Source organism: Mesobacillus selenatarsenatis SF-1, from assembly GCF_000813125.1.
Lineage (GTDB): Bacteria > Bacillota > Bacilli > Bacillales > Cytobacillaceae > Mesobacillus > Mesobacillus selenatarsenatis.
Genome location: NZ_BASE01000071.1, coordinates 84,145 through 101,706, shown reverse-complemented (window position 1 = coordinate 101,706; position 17,562 = coordinate 84,145). Strand labels below are relative to the sequence as shown.

The following is a 17,562-nucleotide window of genomic DNA, read 5'->3' as shown; positions in this document are numbered from 1 at the left end:
AGATACCATTAAAGGGACCGGATACTCTGCGAAAGAGTCAATGAGTTTTACATTCAGCAGTAATGTAAGAAAGCATCAATCACAAAAATGCCTTGCATAAACGGTAAAGGCAAAAATTATTAAGTGTTTTATCGGTCTGGAGTAAAAGGAGGGCTAGAGAAAATGGTGGATACAAAACTATCACGTCGAGGATTCATTAAAGCCTCTGCAGCAACTGCTGCATTGGCATCTGCGGGAACAGTAGGCTTTAATGAATGGTCCAGTGAATATGTAAAAGCAGGAGCAAATGCAGAAATAAAGGAAATACCTAGTACATGTAATGCATGTTCAAGTAAATGCGGGATGATCGGCCATGTCAAAAACGGGCGATTATGGAAGCTGACAGGGCACCCTGATCACCCTTATTCGAAAGGGAAGCTATGTGCCAGGGGGCATGGTTACGCTACAGTTGTTTATTCCCAAGATAGGCTGACACAGCCTTTAAAACGTGTTGGTGAAAAGAAATTTGAGCCGATTACTTGGGAACAAGCTTACAAGGAAATTGCAGAAAAATTGAACAAGATCATAAAAGAGCATGGCCCACAGTCAGTAGCACTGACGGAAGACCCACGGGCTTCAGGGAAATTCTATTCTCCTAGATTCATTAATGCGCTTGGTTCGTCGAACTATTATACACACCATGTTGTTTGTTCAAACTCAAGGGATGCAGGTTTCCTTCATACAGTAGGAGTAACGGCTACGAGTGCAGATATCAGTAATGCGAAATACATTATGTTCATAGGCAGAAGCTATGGAGACGGAATTAGACCAAGCTCTGTACAAGCATTGGCATCTGCAAAAGACAACGGAGCCAAGATTGTCATTGTCGATCCCCGATTGAATAACACAGGCAATCTTGCGACAGAGTGGCTGGCAATCCGACCAGGCACTGACTTGGCTCTTGTGCTGGCTATGTCACATGTGTTGATTAAAGAAAATCTTCACGATATAGAATTCATTAAGAACTACACAATTGGATTTGAAGAATATGCAAAAGAACTGAAAAAATATACACCAGAATGGGCAGAAAAAATCACCGGTCTCCCTGCTGATGCTATCACACGGATTTCCATGGATATGGGCAAGGCCAAACCAAAGGCATTGATTGAGCAATCTTGGAGAGGAGCATTCGGATGCAACTATGAAAATAGTACAGAAACCGGCCGAGCCGTTGCAATGTTCAATGCTTTACTTGGTAACTACCAGCAAAAAGGCGGAAGTATATTTGGCGGGAAACCTTCGCTAGGCAAACTGAATAAAGAAAAACATCCTAATCCAAAGGAACCAGAAGCTCCAAAGGCTGGCTCAAAGGAATTCCCGATTGCATACCCAAATAACGGTGTTGCAACAATCGTGGCAAAAGAAGCATTGGAAGGCAAAATGAAGGCGGCAATTTATTACCATTCTAATGCAGCGCTAGGCTATGGAAATCCCAAAGTAATGAAGGAAGCTCTTTCTAAAATGGATCTCGTCGTGGCTATCGATGTACAAATGTCTGAAACGGCACAACTGGCACATTATGTCCTTCCGGAAGTGACTTATATTGAACGTGATGAGGTGATTGAAGGTTTATCAGGAAAAATACCAGGAATTGCGTTTCGTCAACAAATGGTTGAGAAGGTTCATCCGGAGACAAAACCAATACATGAAATCTATACTGAGTTAGCTAAAGTCTGCGGTGTAGGACAATATTTCAACTTCTCCCTTGATGAATTGAACGAAGCGATGCTTGCGCCTACAGGTATTACCTATAAACAGCTAAGGGAAAAAGGAACCATCATGTTCCCTAATGAAGAAATCACCTTAGGTAAGATGAAAGAACTGAAAACGCCTTCTGGCAAGGTTGAGTTTTACAGTGAAACATATAAAGAAGCAGGGTTTAAACCGATCGTTGAATGGATTGAGCCAAAGGTAAGCCCGGCAGACGATTCTTTCCGCCTGATAACTGGTAAACAGGCAATCCACAGCCATACTCAAACTGCGAATATACCAATCTTGATGCAGATTACTAAAGATTATGATTTAGAGAGAATCTGGATCAACCCTATTCGTGCCAAAGCGCTGGGAATCAAGGATGGAGATATGGTTGAATTGAAATCCAGTGAAGCAACAAGCAAAATTCGAGTGAAGCTAACAGAAAGAATCCACCCAGAAGCGATTTTTGTGCCAAGTCATTATGGAATCACTTCAAAGGATTTAAAGACAGGACAGGGCATAGGATTTGGCTATATGGAACACGTACCATTCGATTTTGAAAAATGGAGTGGCGCAGGAAATATCCACGAAGTAATCGTGAAAGTTAGGAAGGTGAATGGCTGATGGCACGCTATGGAATGGTAATAGACACACGAAAATGCGTCGGCTGTTATGCTTGCCGGGTAAGCTGCCAGATGCAGAATGAGCTTCCGGTAGAAGAGTCATATATTAAGTTTTACGAAAAAGAAACGGGTGTATTCCCAAACGTCAAGAATGAAATCATCCCGGTACAATGCCAGCACTGCGAGGATGCCCCATGTGTGAGTGTCTGCCCGACAAAGGCAACCTACACGACAAAAGAAGGCATCGTGCTAGTTGACGCTGATAAGTGTATCGGCTGCAAGTATTGTATGGTGGCTTGCCATTATGGGGCCAGAACACAGGATCATAATACCGGGGTAGTTGAAAAATGCCGCTTCTGTGCTGAACTTGTGGCTGAGGGTAAACAGCCAGCCTGTGTCAGCACATGCATCAGCAATGCCCGTATTTTCGGTGACCTTGATGATCCGAACAGTGAAGTTTCAAAAGCAATCGTTAAAATGAATGCCCAGCCTTTAAGGCCGGACTTAGGCAAGGCAAAAATTTACTACGTGAGGTGATTATAATGGTTTGGGGAACAATTATCGCTGCTTATTTATTCCTTGCTGGACTTAGTGCCGGTGCGTTTTTAACATCTTCCTATGCAGCAAGGAAATATCCTGATGCCAAAACAGTCAGGATTGTCGGAAGGTTAATCAGCCCGATCCTTATGGGGATAGGACTATTGCTTCTTATTGTCGATGCAGAAGCAGGTCTTAAGGATCCTTTGAGGTTCATCTATTTGTTTACAAATTTCAGTTCTGTCATGACAATCGGTACTTATTTCATTAGCTTTTTCATGATGGCTGCAGCTTATATCGCCCTGATGGAATTGCTGAAAAAAGATACAAACAAAATTGTGGAGTATGTCGGCATCGTATTTGCTGTCGCTACAGCCATTTACACCGGCTTCCTGATTGGTGTCATTGGGGCTGTGCCACTATGGAATACAGCCATTTTGCCAATCCTGTTCGTCGTGTCGGCATTCTCAACGGGAATTGCCGGTACAATGCTCGTGTCAGCTATCTTGGATAAAAAGATGATCCATCATGTGATGTCTATCAAAAAAATTCACTTAACATTGCTGATTTCCGAAGTATTCCTGATTTTCACAATGTTCCTGATCACTTCATCGACCAATGAGTCAGCAGCACAATCTGTTGGCATGCTACTCTCTGGTGAGTATAGCCCCTTATTCTGGGTAGGATTGATTGTTATCGGATTGATTGTTCCTATTAGTATTGAGGCTCTCGAATTATGGAATTCGAAAAAAATTCATCAGAGCCAGGCTGGACTTGAAGTAGCAGCTTCCGGATCTTACGGAATTACAGCTACCTTGATTACAGAAAGTGCCGTACTCGCAGGCGGTTTCATTCTACGCTATCTATTGCTAGCAGCAGCAGTACCGGTAATATTTTTATAAAAAATTGAAAGCTGGCCTGGACTAAACAAGTCTAGGTCTTTTATGTTTCGATAGAATTCTTACGCTTTTTATTTCTTAAAAAAGAAGGGATATCAGCCTGGAATACAGAATTATATTCCCAACGTTTATGTAAAAGAGGGATGTTAATGGAGGTGCAATTTACGGTACCTTGGAGTTATTCTGATGAAGTGGACACTACCTTTCCACTTCCAGATGATTATGAGTATTGGAGACCTTTAGTCAAGCATTTCCTTGAAAGAACAGATACTGTAGAAATACATTGCTGGAATGAAGAACAGGAAGCAATTCAGGGAATACAATCTGTACTGAACAGTTCTGTTCAGGTTGGCAGCCACATGACTATTATTGAAATCTCTAATGATAAAAATGTACAAGATATACTTTTAAATAAATATAAAAAGAATAATAGGTTCAAATGGTTCACGGTAAATTTAATGTTTCACGGTGAAGTCATCTTCCATTCCGGCCATTGGGCTACTGAATTTGCATTCACCGCCAGGAATACGGAAGAAGCATTATGGATTCAGGGCGTTACGCCAAGAAACACTGATTTTTTCTTTTATTAGGCCTCTTTTCGTCGACTTTTGTTGTTTTTACAACCTATTGATCGCTATTTAAATCGAGACATCTCTTCAAAAGATGGCCCGTTGCCGCAAGATTCGATGTCTCGGATGTATTGACAGGACTCTTTTGGACTGAAGGGATGTATGAATGATTACATTTGGTGAAATCGAATTAGGAGTAAGCTATACATTACGGCCAGGTGTCTATGGAATAATTTTTAATGAACAAAAGAATTTGATTGCCTTGATTGAAACGGGTGATGGGAAGTACTTCCTTCCAGGCGGTGGGTTGGAAGGAAGTGAAAGTCACAAGGAGTGTCTAGTTAGGGAAGGCATTGAAGAAATGGGTAGTCTGCTGGAAATTGGAGAATGGATTGGAAAAGCACAGCGTTATTTTTATTCGGAGAAGGATTCTGAATATTATCTTGGTGAAGGGTATTTTTATTTTGCGGAAATAGCCGGAGAGGCAGGGGAACCTGTGGAAGCTGACCATCAACTTAGATGGGTTGAAACTGGCGCAGCAGTGAAAATGTTATTTCATGAACATCAGAGCTGGGCCCTTCAAAAGGCTTTGGTTTTGATTGAAAAAAATGAGGAAATATAAGGTGAAATATCTCTGCCTTGCTTGATGAAAAGGTCACCACGGTACAAGTCTGTAATCAGCTTTGTTGGGAAATTCAAATGAACCAAATTACCTCTTCCCTTTCTCGCCTGCTTAATGGTAATGTTAGTTTAATCAAATCCTCATTATTTATTTGTTTGACAATAGGTATAAATGGGAAAATATTTCTTAGAACAGTAAAAAGTAATGAGGGCGATTATGATTAACAACTTTGAGTATCGGATTTTTTACGAGGAACTAAGAAGACTTCATAAAGAATACCAGCGGTGTGAAAGTGCCACACTAAAACAATCAATATCAAAGGACATTGAACTTATAGAGTACGCGCTGGAAACAATCTGAATAATTAAACTATGCAGGAGATTTTCAAATGAATAAACAATTAACCGATCCAGAATTCCTTTCATTTTGTGAAAACGCTATGCCAATTGACGTGGTAGAAAAATTCACTGATAATAACATCCGCGGACTTGAGAATATTGCATTAAGGTCGATTTCAACCCGAAATAAACTACCGGCCAATGTAGTCAATCTATTGGTTGCCTATTTCTACAGCCACTATGGTAATCAGGTATATAATCGTAATGACCTGGCACGTTTATATGATTACTGGGCATCGAAGGATGTCAGGACAATGACTCAGGCAGCTGAAATGACCAATGAAGATATTGAGGAAGTTCTTAAAACGTTGAAATGATGTTATTACTTTTGAACAGGCTGAACTCAGCCTGTTTTTTTTGAAGGAAAAACAATTGTATTATCGAATAGTAAAATAAATTAATAGAAAGCGGGTGTGATTTTGCTTGAAGATGCTCAGATAAGACCTGCTGTAAAAGAAGACGGACCAAAGGTCATTGAGATGCTGAAAAAAGTTGCACAGTGGATGCGTGAACAGGAGATTAATCAGTGGCAATATCTATTGAATGGAGGGGATGATAAGGAAATTCTGGAAGCGATTAAACAAAAAGAAACATTCATTGTCCTGAATGACGAAGAATTAATCGCAACGTTTACCCTCTCGACAATCCAAAGTGATTGGGACAGACATATTTTTGGTGGGGAAACTGAAGGAGATTCAGTGTATTTGCATAGGCTCGCAGTATTACCAGTACATATAGGCAAAGGTCTTGGAAAAGAGCTATTAAATTGGATTGAGAAGAATTTTTCAACGGACAAAGCATATCTAAAATTAGACTGTGTAGCAGATAACAGCAAATTGAATCAGTTCTATTTAGAGAACGGATTTCACTACCTCGGTGAAACAGACCATCACAGTAAATACGAGAAAAAGTTATTTTCTTAACTCTGACCCTTATTGGGTCTTTTTTTATGGAGACATAAACAGCTGGAGATTTCACTTAATGTTAATAAACATGGCGAAGTATCACCTGAAATAGAGGTTAAAATGGAGTTGCGACGAAGAGAAGTTTTAGCGAGGGATCACTTATGTTGATGCAAACAGAATATTTGGAGGAAATTGTCGACCATCTGCCTGAGGGTATGATTGTTATGGATAAAGATCGTACGATACATTATCTTAATGAAAAAGCAGTTGACATGACCGGCTGGAAGCTTGGAGAGAAGGTACCTTACTGTACTTATTGCCAGGAAAGAGAACTCGAAGAGGATGAGAATCGCTGTATCTTAACCTCTGATAATCCTATTCCTTCTTTTAACTCCCATCTGGCAGTGTATGAGGGACTTGAAGAATTTGAGATGTCTTTAAAAAAAATGACTATATCGGAAGAGGTATATTTTGTCCTAAGGATACGGCCTCCAGTCCAGAATGAAAATAGTGAGCGGGCACGATTCCATGAGCTGCTTGTACAAGAAACGCTGCTCGCTCAGGAGGCAGAGCGTAAAAGGATTGCCATGGAACTGCATGACCATATTGGACAAAGTGTCTATAGCATATTTCTTGGCCTCGAGGTTATTAAACAGAACATTAGCGAAGATAAGTATCAAAATCATGTCACCAACATGGTTAATGTCATGAGGAAAACTTTGGAAGATATCAAACGCCTGACAAAAAGCCTCAGGCCTGAGATTGTTTATGACATAGGTTTGGAAAAATCACTTCGGCAAGCAGTAAAGGACTGGAGAAAACTATACCAGATAGAAATCTTTTTGGAGATGGAGCTCGATAAGGAACAGAAACTGGATCCAGAAAAAGAACTTCATCTATTCAGGATCATCCAGGAAAGCATCACAAATTCGGTTCGCCACGGTAAAGCAACCTATTTCTCCATTCATTTAAAGACATACTATCAATATATATTTTTTCAGTTATATGATAATGGCAATGGCTTTATTGTAGGAGGATGTAAAACGAAAGGGCTCGGCTTGAAGCATATGTACGAGCGCTGCAAAATGCTTGATGGGGACATTAAGTGGATCAGCAAGGAAGGCGGACCTACACGGGTGGAAGGGTTTGTGTCTTTAACAAAATTGGAAGGGGTGAGGAAAGATGAACCTAATGATCATCGATGATCATGAAATCGTCAGGGATGGGCTGAGCATGCTTTTGCAGCAATCCTTTTGCATTGATGGGAGGATTTGTGCCTGCGACGGCTATGAAGCTGTTAAAGCTGCGGTTGACTTTCCTGCCGACCTGGTACTTCTGGACCTCTCGATGCCAGGCGGCCTGGATGGAATGACGACATTGGAAAGGCTTCGGAAACTTCTCCCGGACGCAAAAATAGTCATTTTCTCAATGCATGATGATATCGGGTATCAAAAGAAGGCTTATGAAGCCGGAGCTGACGGATATCTAATCAAACAGCTGAAGCGGGATGATCTCATCCAATCTCTGGATAAAATTTTAGCAAACCAGAAGGTGTTCGATACACATATATGGGAGGATGATATTGAGGGTGACCAATTCAATCTGGTCGACCTTCCGATCACCAAGCGAGAAAAGGAGGTATTCATCCTTACGGTTAAGGGATATTCCCAGAAAGACATAGCTGAAAGGCTTGATATATCAGTCAAAACAGTTGAAAACCACCGTCAGAAAATTGGTGAAAAGCTAGGAACACACAAGCGATATGAATGGGTAGAAACAGCAAGGAAATATAATGTTTTTCAACCTTAGAAGCAGGACATACTGATGTCTTGCTTTTTTGTTTGGCCAATGTATACTGAATGAATTCTAGTTCATTAGAATTTTTTCTAAATATTTTCATATATTAATTGGAATTTATTTCATAAGACATGAATTTTTGAGATAATTAAATCAACATAGGTCGAAAGTAGGTGTTTCGGTTGGGAGTCTTGGAAGTGAAGCAATTGACTAAGAGGTTTAAAGATTTCGAGGCAGTCAAGAAAGTTTCTTTTTCCGTTCAAAAGGGTGAGTCTTTCGGTCTCCTCGGACCCAATGGAGCAGGAAAGACAACAACGATTCAAATGATTACAGGTTTATTTCCTCCGAGTTCAGGAAGCATTGAAATTGCTGGCATTGATATGGTCAGGCAGCCAAAGCGTGGGCAAGGGCTTTTAGGAATCGTCCCTCAGGAAATTGCTCTTTACCAAACCATGAGTGCTAGGGAAAACCTGTCATTCTGGGGAAGAATGTACGGTTTAAGCGGAGACCACTTGCAAAAAAGAATAAATGATGTGCTTGAGATCATCGGGTTGGCTGATCGAGCCAAGGAAAAAGTAGAGACTTTTTCAGGAGGGATGAAGCGGAGAGTCAATATCGGAGCTGCGATCTTACATAATCCCGAGCTATTGATCATGGATGAACCGACCGTAGGGATAGATCCCCAATCTCGCAGTCACATTCTTGAAACGGTAAAAAAGCTAAATGGTGAAGGGATGACAGTTATCTATACAAGTCACTATATGGAGGAAGTTGAGTATCTTTGTGAAAAGATTGGCATTATGGATCAAGGAGAATTCATTGCTTCAGGTACTATTTCGCAATTAAGGGAAACAATCGGTGATCGTTCTCGTATTGTCATGAACTTTTCTGGAGCAGTCGAACTTGAAAGAATAAAATCGATTTTAACTTCTGAGATATCTGAAAAGGACCTGTTAATGAATCACAATGAGCTTGCCATTTTTCATAAGGAACCACAAAAAATACTAAGTGAATTGATCCAGTCGGTTACAGGGGCCGGTTTTGAAATCGCCTCAGTTGAAATAGTTGAACCCAATCTCGAGAGTGTGTTCCTCCATCTTACTGGTCGAAGCTTAAGGGATTAAGGAGGTTATTAAAATGGGGTTTTGGTGGCTGGCATTGAAAGATGCGCTCCTTATGGGAAGAGACCGGAAGGCATTGTTAACGCTTGTTTTCATGCCAATCTTATTGATTGGGATCCTGGGGGCAGCCTTTGGCAATATGATGGGAGAAGAAGAAGTGGCCTCCATTGAAAAGTTCCAAGTAGGTATAGTCAATCTTGATGAAGGTGAACTAGGTAATGCTTTGGCAGAAGAAGTATTCATGAAAGGTCTTCCTGAACTGATTTCTGCAGAAGCAATGACCCAAAAAGAACTGGAAGATAGATTAAAGCAGCAGAAATTGTCCGTCGGAATTATTCTTCCACGAGATTTTTCGGATCATATCATTATGGGTGGAGAATCTGAGGTGAAAGTCATTTCCATTCCGTCCGCTTCGATTCAGTCATCAATTGTGGAGAATGTCGTGCTGCAATTCACTCAGAGTGCTGCCGTAAATGTAATAGCCATGGAGGCTGCTGGACCATCAGAGATGATTAAAGCCATTCCTGCTATGTCTCAATTCACGGATGCTGATATTAACATAGTTGAAGAAGCTGCGGTAGAACGGGACCAAAAACCAGTAGGGTCATTCCAGTATTATGCCGCTGGTATGGGTGTCATGTTCTTGTTGATGACGGTAATTACCGGAGTAAGCGCCATGATTGATGAAAAGGAACAAGATGTATACAATCGTCTGCTTGTTACAAAACTGACCGATTTCCATTACTTAATCGGTAAATTTATTGGTCTGTTGTTTATGTCTTCCATTCAATTTTTAATCATAATTATTGGGACACGGTACCTTTATGATGTTCGTTGGGGAGAATCGATGACAGGTGTCATACTACTTGGGTTTTCTTTTGTTTTTAGCGTATGCGGACTCGGCGTGCTGCTTGGTACTCTTGTCAAAACGGAGAAGACATTCAACGCTGCCGGCATGCTCGCCACTCAAATAATGGCTGCAGTTGGGGGAAGCATGGTCCCATTGTATATTTTTCCGGACTGGGTCAATACGGTCGTGAAAGTCCTTCCCAATGCCCTTGCACTACAAACATTCCTGGAGTTGATGTCTGGTGCAAACCTTTGGCAAGTATTGATCGAAGCCGGCATTTTAGTTGCGATTGGTCTCGGATCACTTTTAATTGCATTTGTATCCCTTTCGGCAAAAAGGAGGGCTTACTATGCGTAAGGTTATGTCCATCGCAATTCTCCATTTAAAAACATTGTTCAGAACACCATCTGCAATCGTTATGATGTTCATAATGCCAATCATGTTCAGTATTATTTTTGGAGGTATTGGCTCTGAAGGATCTTCACAAGATAAACCTCACGTCCTGGTGGTTACGGAAGAAAATGAAAGTAACGGCAGGATCGTGGATCTACTGTCTTCAAATGACCAATACACCTGGCTTAAGGCAGATGAAAAACAAGCCCGGAGTTCAGTTGAAAATCAGGAAGCCATTGCAGCGGTGCTTATCGCTGAATCGATAGTTGAGAGTTTGGAATCGGAAAAGCCGTTTTTTCAAATCGTTGTCCAAAGAAAAAGACCAGGAATATCTAGCACTAAGCAGTTATATAGAGGGTGTTGGAAGGACAGTTATCCAAACATTTAAAATGGTCCCCGAACAAGATACAGCTGCCGTCAACGCTATACTTGATAAAGCAGCAGAGCGAGAAACGCTGGATTTGAGCAGTGAAGTAATTCAAAAAGAAGAATCAAAAACTGGTTCAGTCGGCATGTTGGCGATCGGCTTTACGATCATGTTCATGATGTTTGGGATTTCTGGAGCGGCTTCAACCATTCTGGATGAAAAAATCGGAGGAACATGGCAGCGTCTGCTCACGTCACCAACGTCGAAGATCCAGGTGATGATAGGATATTTATTCTCATATTTCATGATGGGGGCAATCCAATTATTCGTCCTTATGGTCGTGATGAATTTAATTTATGGTTCCATGTGGGGTAATTTGATTTACTTTGTTCCATTTGCAGCACTAGTGATTATAACGATTGTCGGGTTTGGCCTGATGATGGCTAGTATCGTGAAGACAAGACAACAGGCAAGTGCACTAAGTGCGGTGTTGATCGTCAGTACATGTATGCTGGGAGGCGTATACTGGCCACTGGAAATTGTTCCGGAATTCATGCAGCAAATAGCCAAGGCTGTGCCTCAGAGCTGGATGATTACAGGATTCCGTGAAATTGTCAGTGGAAGTCTTTATATTCCCGCCATCCGTAATTCAGCATTAATCTTGCTTGCATTCAGCTTACTATTTTTCACAATCGGCCTGAAAAGAATGAAATATGATTGATGTTTACCAGTCCATTTTTGGACTGGTAATTCTTTTTAAGGGGATTCTATCGAAAATTATATTTTGTCGAGTTATAATAGATATTTAGAGTAAGAGTCGAATAATGATTTTTGGGTTGACCGAACAAGAATAGATAAAGTTATTCGGGTAAAAGCAGACATGCTGCATTGCCCGAAAATAAGAGAATATGGCGGAAAGGGTAAAGGCAGGTCACCTGGCATTACCCGAAATTGATAAAATCAAATGGGAGAGGCAGAATCTCTGCACAACCATAACAATAAAGCAAAGTGAATTTTGGAGGATAATATGGCTACATATACCCCTATGATCAAGCAATACCTGCAAGTGAAGGCGGATTACCAGGATGCCTTTTTATTTTTCCGTTTGGGAGATTTTTATGAAATGTTCTTCGATGATGCGTTAAAGGCATCCCAAGAACTTGAAATAACACTGACAAGCAGAGAGGGCGGCGGTGAGGAACGGATTCCGATGTGCGGTGTTCCTTATCATTCAGCTCCTAACTATATTGAACAGCTGATTAACAAAGGCTATAAAGTCGCAATTTGCGAACAGACAGAAGATCCTAAGACTGCCAAAGGTGTCGTTAAGCGGGAAGTTGTCCAGCTAATCACTCCTGGAACAGTAATGGAAGGTCGAGGTCTTTTAGAAAAAGAAAATAATTTTATCGCTACCGTTTCAGTTTTTCCTGGAGACACATATGGCTTTGCCTGCAGTGATCTGTCGACAGGGGAAAGCAGGGCGACAATAGTTAACGGCAGTGTTGAAGAGCTTATTAACGAATTATCGATCTCTGGAGCAAAGGAAGTTGTCATCGAAAGCTCACTTTCGCCGGAAGTCCAGAAGAAGTTGAAGGAGCGTTCTATCCTGGCGCTTTCAATTGAGGATAACACCGATCTCAATGAAAGCTTTTCAGAACTTTTTGCTGACCTGGAAAATGAACAATTAAAAAACACAGCTTCCAGGTTATTCAATTACTTGTACCGAACCCAGAAGCGCAGCCTGGACCACTTACAAAAAGTATCAGTATACAAGGTTCAGCAATATATGAAAATTGATTATTTTTCAAAGCGCAACCTTGAACTGACAGAGACAATACGGTCTACAGCGAAAAAGGGAACACTTTTATGGCTGCTTGATGAGACGATGACCGCAATGGGCGGCAGGATGCTGAAGCAATGGATCAACAGGCCGCTGATTGACAAAGCAGAAATCGGCCGCCGCCAGGAATTGGTGCAGCTTTTTGTCGGACAGTTTTTTGAACGCCAGGAATTGCGGGAAAAGTTGAGAGAGGTATACGATCTTGAACGATTGGCTGGAAGAGTTGCTTTTGGAAATTTAAATCCAAGAGACCTTATGCAGCTAAAGAGATCTTTATTACAAGTACCGTCACTAAAGCATATTTTGGAGAGTCTTTCCCATGAGGAAGCTGCCCTCATGGCAGACAGACTCGATCCTTGCGAGGAGGCGGCTGATCTGCTGGAACAGGCAATCGTTGATAACCCTCCGCTTTCTGTCAAGGAAGGGAACATCATCCGTGATGGCTACAATCATCAGCTTGACCAGTATCGCGATGCCAGCCGGAACGGCAAGACTTGGATTGCCATGCTTGAACGTGACGAGCGTGAGAAAACTGGCATAAGATCATTGAAGGTCGGCTACAATCGTGTGTTTGGCTACTATATTGAAGTAACAAAAGCGAACCTGCATCTTTTGCAGGAAGGCCAGTATGAACGAAAGCAGACGTTATCGAATGCGGAGCGCTTTATCACTCCTGAGCTGAAAGAAAAGGAAGACTTGATTCTGGCTGCCGAGGAAAAAAGCGTCGAGCTTGAATACCAGCTATTTACCGGAATTCGTGAGACGATCAAAGAATATATTCCTAGATTGCAGGGACTTGCCAGGGCTCTTAGTGAACTCGATGTGCTTTTAGGGTTTGCAGAGCTTAGTGAACAGCGACAATATGTAAAGCCGGTGTTCTCAGCTGAGAGGAAAGTCGTCCTAAAGGATGGGCGCCATCCAGTTGTCGAAAAAGTAATGAATGCCCAGGAATATGTGCCTAACGATTGCTACATGGACAATGAACGCGAAGTCCTGCTGATTACTGGACCGAATATGTCTGGTAAAAGCACATATATGCGCCAGGTTGCCTTGACAGCGATCATGGCACAAATTGGCTGTTTCGTCCCGGCGACCGAGGCTGTAATGCCGATATTTGACCAGGTTTTCACCAGGATTGGTGCGGCAGACGATCTTGTTTCAGGACAAAGTACCTTCATGGTCGAGATGCTTGAGGCAAAGAACGCAATTACCAATGCTACGAAGGATAGCTTGATTCTTTTTGATGAAATTGGCCGGGGCACATCCACTTATGATGGCATGGCACTCGCCCAGGCAATGATTGAATATATCCATGATAAAATTAGCGCAAAGACGCTGTTTTCGACGCACTATCATGAAATGACTTCACTTGAGAATGAACTGCAAAAATTAAAGAATGTCCATGTTAGCGCAGTTGAACAGAACGGCAAAGTGGTTTTCCTTCATAAAATCAGGGAGGGTGCAGCGGACAAGAGTTACGGCATCCATGTTGCACAACTCGCTGAATTGCCGGCAGACCTGATAGAACGTGCTGCGGAAATCCTGCACATACTTGAGCAAACAGACACACCGGTTCCGCTTGGGTCTGAGAGTCAAAAGAGCTTAGACTCTGTTAGGGAAACATTGCAAAATGAGCAAGACAAACAAAGCATGCTTCAGGCAGCAGAAACAGCAGCCGCGTCTCAGTTATCATTCTTTGATGAAGAACCCGAACAGAAGAAAGCAAGTGGTGCAAGCAAAAAGGAGAAGCAGGTTCTAGATCAATTAAACGGGCTTGAAATCCTTGATATGACCCCTTTGCAGGCAATGAACATGCTTTACGATTTACAAAAGAAGCTGCGGAAGTAAGATTCTATAAACCCTAAATGGGTCAGGAACTGGGGAAAAGGGCGTATAGAAAAATTCTATAAACCCGAAATGAAAGAAGATCGAGAAAAAGGGCCCATAGAAAGATTCTATAAGCCTGAAATGTGAGAAAATCGAGAAAAAGGTCTTATAGAAAAATTCTATAAGCCCGAAGTGAAGAAAGATCGAGAAAAAGGGCTCATAGAAAGAATTAGATTGCAAAACCCCACATGCGAATAAATAAAAGCTGGAGGTGACGGAATGGCGAAGATTATTCAACTAGATGATGCTTTATCAAATAAGATTGCTGCCGGTGAGGTAGTAGAACGGCCGGCCTCTGTTGTTAAAGAATTGCTAGAGAACGCGATTGATGCTAATAGTACTGTGATTGAAATCGATCTTGAAGAGGCTGGTCTTGCCCGGGTCAGGATCACAGACAATGGAGACGGGATTGAGGAAGATGACGTTCTCGTCGCCTTCCAGCGTCATGCCACGAGCAAAATCAAGAATGAAAATGACCTGTTCCGGATCAGGACTCTCGGGTTCAGGGGAGAGGCGCTGCCGAGTATCGCCTCCGTCTCAAGGCTTGAAATGAAAACATCGACTGGAATTGAAGGCAATAAAGTGGTCATCGAAGGCGGCAAGGTCGAGTCAATAGAGAAAGCCGACAGCCGTAAAGGAACGGATATCAGTATTTCAGACCTGTTTTTTAATACTCCGGCACGCCTTAAATACATGAAGACCATTCATACCGAACTTGGCAATATTACTGATGTCGTAAACCGCCTTGCGCTGGCAAATCCAGATATCTCTTTCAGACTTGTCCATAATGGCCGCCAGCTTTTAAAGACGACGGGAAACGGAGACGTCCGACAGGTGCTGGCTGCCATTTACGGTATTAATATGGTTAAATCAATGATTCCTATTTCTGGAGAATCATTGGATTATAAAATAAGCGGCTATATATCGATGCCAGAAATCACAAGAGCATCCCGAAACTATATTTCGACCATGATTAATGGCCGTTTTATCAAAAATTATGCCCTGGTAAAAGCAATTCAGGAAGGCTACCATACATTACTCCCTATCGGCAGGTATCCAGTTGTTCTTTTGAATATTGAAATGGATCCACTCTTAATTGATGTGAACGTTCATCCGTCAAAGATGGAGGTTCGGTTGAGCAAGGAGCAGGAGTTGAATGAGCTAGTCTCAAGTGTCATAAAGAATGCTTTTAAAACGAAGGAATTAATTCCGGCTGGAATGGTCACTCAGAAACAGGAAAAACCGAAGTCAGAGCAAACCTTCATGGAGCTGGACCATTTGCCGGAAGCAGAAGATAGACCTTCTATTATGCAATCGACAATTGAACGCAGGCCATTTGTAGAGGAGAAGGCTGTTGAGCTAAGCAGGAACTATAAAGCTGCCGAACCACCAAATCTTTCACAGCAGGGAGCTCCTGACTGGAGGAATGCCTTTGTAGCTCAAGAAAACCCGACCTTCGAGGCCACTGCGCCTGTCGCTGATGAAGAACTCGTTTATGATGAAGAAAAAATCCTCGAGCCAGACACTTCTCCTGCAGCCCAAGAACCCTTTGCAGAAGTGCAGGCTTCACGAGTCCCTCCTCTTTATCCAATTGGGCAGATGCATGGAACCTATATTCTGGCTCAGAATGAGCGTGGTTTATATATAATTGACCAGCATGCGGCCCAGGAGAGAATCAAATATGAGTACTTCAGGGACAAGGTAGGCGAGGTGGTGACTGAGCTGCAGGAAATGCTCGTGCCAATCACTCTTGAGTATTCAGCGGATGAGTGCATTAAAATAAATGAACATCAGCATGAGCTCGAAAAAGTAGGAGTCTTCCTTGAGCCATTTGGCTACAACAGCTTCATCGTTCGATCACACCCGCAGTGGTTCCCTCGCGGAGAGGAGAAAGATCTGATCGAAGACATGATTGAACAACTCTTGTTGATGAAGAAAGTCAATCTTAAAAAGCTTAGAGAGGAAGCAGCAATCATGATGAGCTGCAAGGCATCGATCAAGGCTAATCACCATCTGCGCAACGATGAGATTCAGGCATTGCTCGATGAATTGCGGCGTTCATCCGACCCGTTCACCTGCCCGCATGGCCGGCCAATCATCGTCCATTATTCCACTTATGAAATGGAGAAAATGTTCAAGCGGGTAATGTAATTAGAAAAGCGCAAGCGCCTTGGTCAGCCCCGACAAGCGCTGGAGGGCTGCCCAGTGAAGTCGTTTTTGACTTCAATGGGCGGACGGAAGCGACTCGAGGGGCTAGGCGCTGGAGCTAGACAATTCTTGAAGTAAAAATTTATACTCTCTTATTCTACGAGAAGAAACAGTGTTCCCAATTGGGGGCACTGTTTTTTTAATGAAAAAATTCACTGCAGTTGGATGAAAATTCTTCTATTCCATATAAATTTAGTGTAAAATTACACTAATAGGAAATTTATTAAACATCAAATGATCTATTCATTAAATGGGTTATTGGCTCTTATAATATTCAAAGGGGGCGATATATTGTTCGTATTCTCATTATTATTTTCCATACTACCTGTAGTTGTACTGATTTTTATAGTAGCTTTTGCAGTGAAAAATAAAGAGCAAGGGGGAGAGAAAGTGGTCAGACATTTATATACTTATCTAGTATTGTTTGCTACATTGATGATGGTAATTGGCGGCGGGGTTTCGATCTTCATGGCGACAGCGGATCTAGTCAGCCCAACAGGTTATTATCAAAGTTTTACAGAATATAAGCAGATGACGTTAAATGGAAAAATTGATGGTTCCGAGACAGACATGACTGAGGAAGAACTTCGCAGTAATTATGACATGTATGTTACAGAAGAAAAGGCTCGGCAAAAAGACAGAGCGGTTAATCAAATCATCAAGAGTCTGGGCTTTATAGTGATTCCTTTGCCAGTATTCCTGTATTTTAATAGGCTAAGGAAACAGTATAAAGAGTGAAGTTTGACAGATAAGGTATCCTATCCACGAATGTACCCAAGATTCTGAATCTAAAAAAGAAAGATTGCCAATTA

Annotated in this window: 17 protein-coding genes; all 17 read left to right on the top strand. The window is 41.9% G+C overall.

The features are described from left to right. Positions 1–162 precede the first annotated feature (162 nt). The 17 genes from TY49_RS14685 (at position 163) to TY49_RS14610 (ending at position 17,488) form a co-directional block, all read left to right on the top strand. Complete coding sequence (locus TY49_RS14685) at positions 163–2,358, top strand: molybdopterin-containing oxidoreductase family protein (RefSeq protein ID WP_041966654.1); 2,196 nt, start codon at positions 163–165, stop codon at positions 2,356–2,358. Continuing rightward, positions 2,358–2,894 (top strand): 4Fe-4S dicluster domain-containing protein, encoded by a 537-nt coding sequence (locus tag TY49_RS14680; RefSeq protein ID WP_041966653.1) that lies wholly within the window; start codon positions 2,358–2,360, stop codon positions 2,892–2,894. The genes TY49_RS14685 and TY49_RS14680 overlap by 1 nt, the downstream gene beginning before the upstream one ends. A 5-nt stretch (positions 2,895–2,899) precedes the next feature. Continuing rightward, complete coding sequence (gene nrfD / locus TY49_RS14675; RefSeq protein WP_041966652.1) at positions 2,900–3,796, top strand: NrfD/PsrC family molybdoenzyme membrane anchor subunit; 897 nt, start codon at positions 2,900–2,902, stop codon at positions 3,794–3,796. A 146-nt stretch (positions 3,797–3,942) separates the two neighbouring features. Beyond that, positions 3,943–4,383: a hypothetical protein gene (locus tag TY49_RS14670; protein WP_052442196.1), complete on the top strand. Its 441-nt coding sequence runs from the start codon at positions 3,943–3,945 to the stop codon at positions 4,381–4,383. 145 nt (positions 4,384–4,528) lie between these two features. Continuing rightward, entirely contained in the window at positions 4,529–4,984 is a 456-nt protein-coding gene (locus tag TY49_RS14665) for an NUDIX domain-containing protein (protein ID WP_041966651.1), read from the top strand. A 216-nt stretch (positions 4,985–5,200) separates the two neighbouring features. Then, positions 5,201–5,344, top strand: coding sequence for a hypothetical protein (locus TY49_RS25035; protein WP_198135625.1), 144 nt, complete (start codon positions 5,201–5,203; stop codon positions 5,342–5,344). A 28-nt stretch (positions 5,345–5,372) separates the two neighbouring features. Then, positions 5,373–5,699, top strand: coding sequence for a hypothetical protein (locus TY49_RS14660; protein ID WP_041966650.1), 327 nt, complete (start codon positions 5,373–5,375; stop codon positions 5,697–5,699). 96 nt (positions 5,700–5,795) lie between these two features. Next, positions 5,796–6,305 (top strand): GNAT family N-acetyltransferase, encoded by a 510-nt coding sequence (locus TY49_RS14655; RefSeq protein ID WP_041966649.1) that lies wholly within the window; start codon positions 5,796–5,798, stop codon positions 6,303–6,305. A gap of 143 nt (positions 6,306–6,448) precedes the next feature. Continuing rightward, on the top strand, positions 6,449–7,492 hold the full coding sequence (locus TY49_RS14650) for a sensor histidine kinase (protein WP_041966648.1): 1,044 nt from the start codon (positions 6,449–6,451) through the stop codon (positions 7,490–7,492). Continuing rightward, positions 7,470–8,096, top strand: coding sequence for a response regulator transcription factor (locus TY49_RS14645; RefSeq protein WP_041966647.1), 627 nt, complete (start codon positions 7,470–7,472; stop codon positions 8,094–8,096). The genes TY49_RS14650 and TY49_RS14645 overlap by 23 nt, the downstream gene beginning before the upstream one ends. Before the next feature lie 179 nt (positions 8,097–8,275). Further along, positions 8,276–9,208 (top strand): ABC transporter ATP-binding protein, encoded by a 933-nt coding sequence (locus TY49_RS14640; RefSeq protein ID WP_232310460.1) that lies wholly within the window; start codon positions 8,276–8,278, stop codon positions 9,206–9,208. A 13-nt stretch (positions 9,209–9,221) separates the two neighbouring features. After that, the gene (locus tag TY49_RS14635) at positions 9,222–10,412 is read left to right on the top strand and encodes an ABC transporter permease (RefSeq protein ID WP_041966645.1); all 1,191 of its coding nucleotides are present in this window, start codon (positions 9,222–9,224) and stop codon (positions 10,410–10,412) included. Then, complete coding sequence (locus TY49_RS14630; RefSeq protein WP_041966644.1) at positions 10,405–10,836, top strand: ABC transporter permease family protein; 432 nt, start codon at positions 10,405–10,407, stop codon at positions 10,834–10,836. The genes TY49_RS14635 and TY49_RS14630 overlap by 8 nt, the downstream gene beginning before the upstream one ends. Before the next feature lies 1 nt (position 10,837). Then, a complete protein-coding gene (locus tag TY49_RS14625) occupies positions 10,838–11,536 on the top strand; it encodes an ABC transporter permease (protein ID WP_052442195.1) in 699 nt (232 codons plus the stop codon). Positions 11,537–11,842: 306 nt separating this feature from the next. Continuing rightward, positions 11,843–14,503: a DNA mismatch repair protein MutS gene (gene mutS, locus TY49_RS14620; RefSeq protein ID WP_041966643.1), complete on the top strand. Its 2,661-nt coding sequence runs from the start codon at positions 11,843–11,845 to the stop codon at positions 14,501–14,503. A gap of 258 nt (positions 14,504–14,761) precedes the next feature. Further along, positions 14,762–16,693, top strand: a complete 1,932-nt coding sequence (gene mutL / locus TY49_RS14615; protein ID WP_041966642.1) for a DNA mismatch repair endonuclease MutL — start codon at positions 14,762–14,764, stop codon at positions 16,691–16,693. 348 nt (positions 16,694–17,041) lie between these two features. Next, complete coding sequence (locus tag TY49_RS14610) at positions 17,042–17,488, top strand: hypothetical protein (RefSeq protein ID WP_041966641.1); 447 nt, start codon at positions 17,042–17,044, stop codon at positions 17,486–17,488. Positions 17,489–17,562: the final 74 nt, after the last annotated feature.

Coding starts and splice junctions, on each gene's coding strand:
- mutS (WP_041966643.1), top strand. CDS start 11,843: ATGGCTACATATACCCCTATGATCAAGCAATACCTGCAAGTGAAGGCG.
- TY49_RS14680 (WP_041966653.1), top strand. CDS start 2,358: ATGGCACGCTATGGAATGGTAATAGACACACGAAAATGCGTCGGCTGT.
- TY49_RS14650 (WP_041966648.1), top strand. CDS start 6,449: ATGTTGATGCAAACAGAATATTTGGAGGAAATTGTCGACCATCTGCCT.
- TY49_RS14630 (WP_041966644.1), top strand. CDS start 10,405: ATGCGTAAGGTTATGTCCATCGCAATTCTCCATTTAAAAACATTGTTC.
- TY49_RS14665 (WP_041966651.1), top strand. CDS start 4,529: ATGATTACATTTGGTGAAATCGAATTAGGAGTAAGCTATACATTACGG.
- mutL (WP_041966642.1), top strand. CDS start 14,762: ATGGCGAAGATTATTCAACTAGATGATGCTTTATCAAATAAGATTGCT.
- TY49_RS14670 (WP_052442196.1), top strand. CDS start 3,943: ATGGAGGTGCAATTTACGGTACCTTGGAGTTATTCTGATGAAGTGGAC.
- TY49_RS14645 (WP_041966647.1), top strand. CDS start 7,470: ATGAACCTAATGATCATCGATGATCATGAAATCGTCAGGGATGGGCTG.
- TY49_RS14635 (WP_041966645.1), top strand. CDS start 9,222: ATGGGGTTTTGGTGGCTGGCATTGAAAGATGCGCTCCTTATGGGAAGA.
- TY49_RS14625 (WP_052442195.1), top strand. CDS start 10,838: ATGGTCCCCGAACAAGATACAGCTGCCGTCAACGCTATACTTGATAAA.
- TY49_RS14660 (WP_041966650.1), top strand. CDS start 5,373: ATGAATAAACAATTAACCGATCCAGAATTCCTTTCATTTTGTGAAAAC.
- TY49_RS14685 (WP_041966654.1), top strand. CDS start 163: ATGGTGGATACAAAACTATCACGTCGAGGATTCATTAAAGCCTCTGCA.
- TY49_RS25035 (WP_198135625.1), top strand. CDS start 5,201: ATGATTAACAACTTTGAGTATCGGATTTTTTACGAGGAACTAAGAAGA.
- nrfD (WP_041966652.1), top strand. CDS start 2,900: ATGGTTTGGGGAACAATTATCGCTGCTTATTTATTCCTTGCTGGACTT.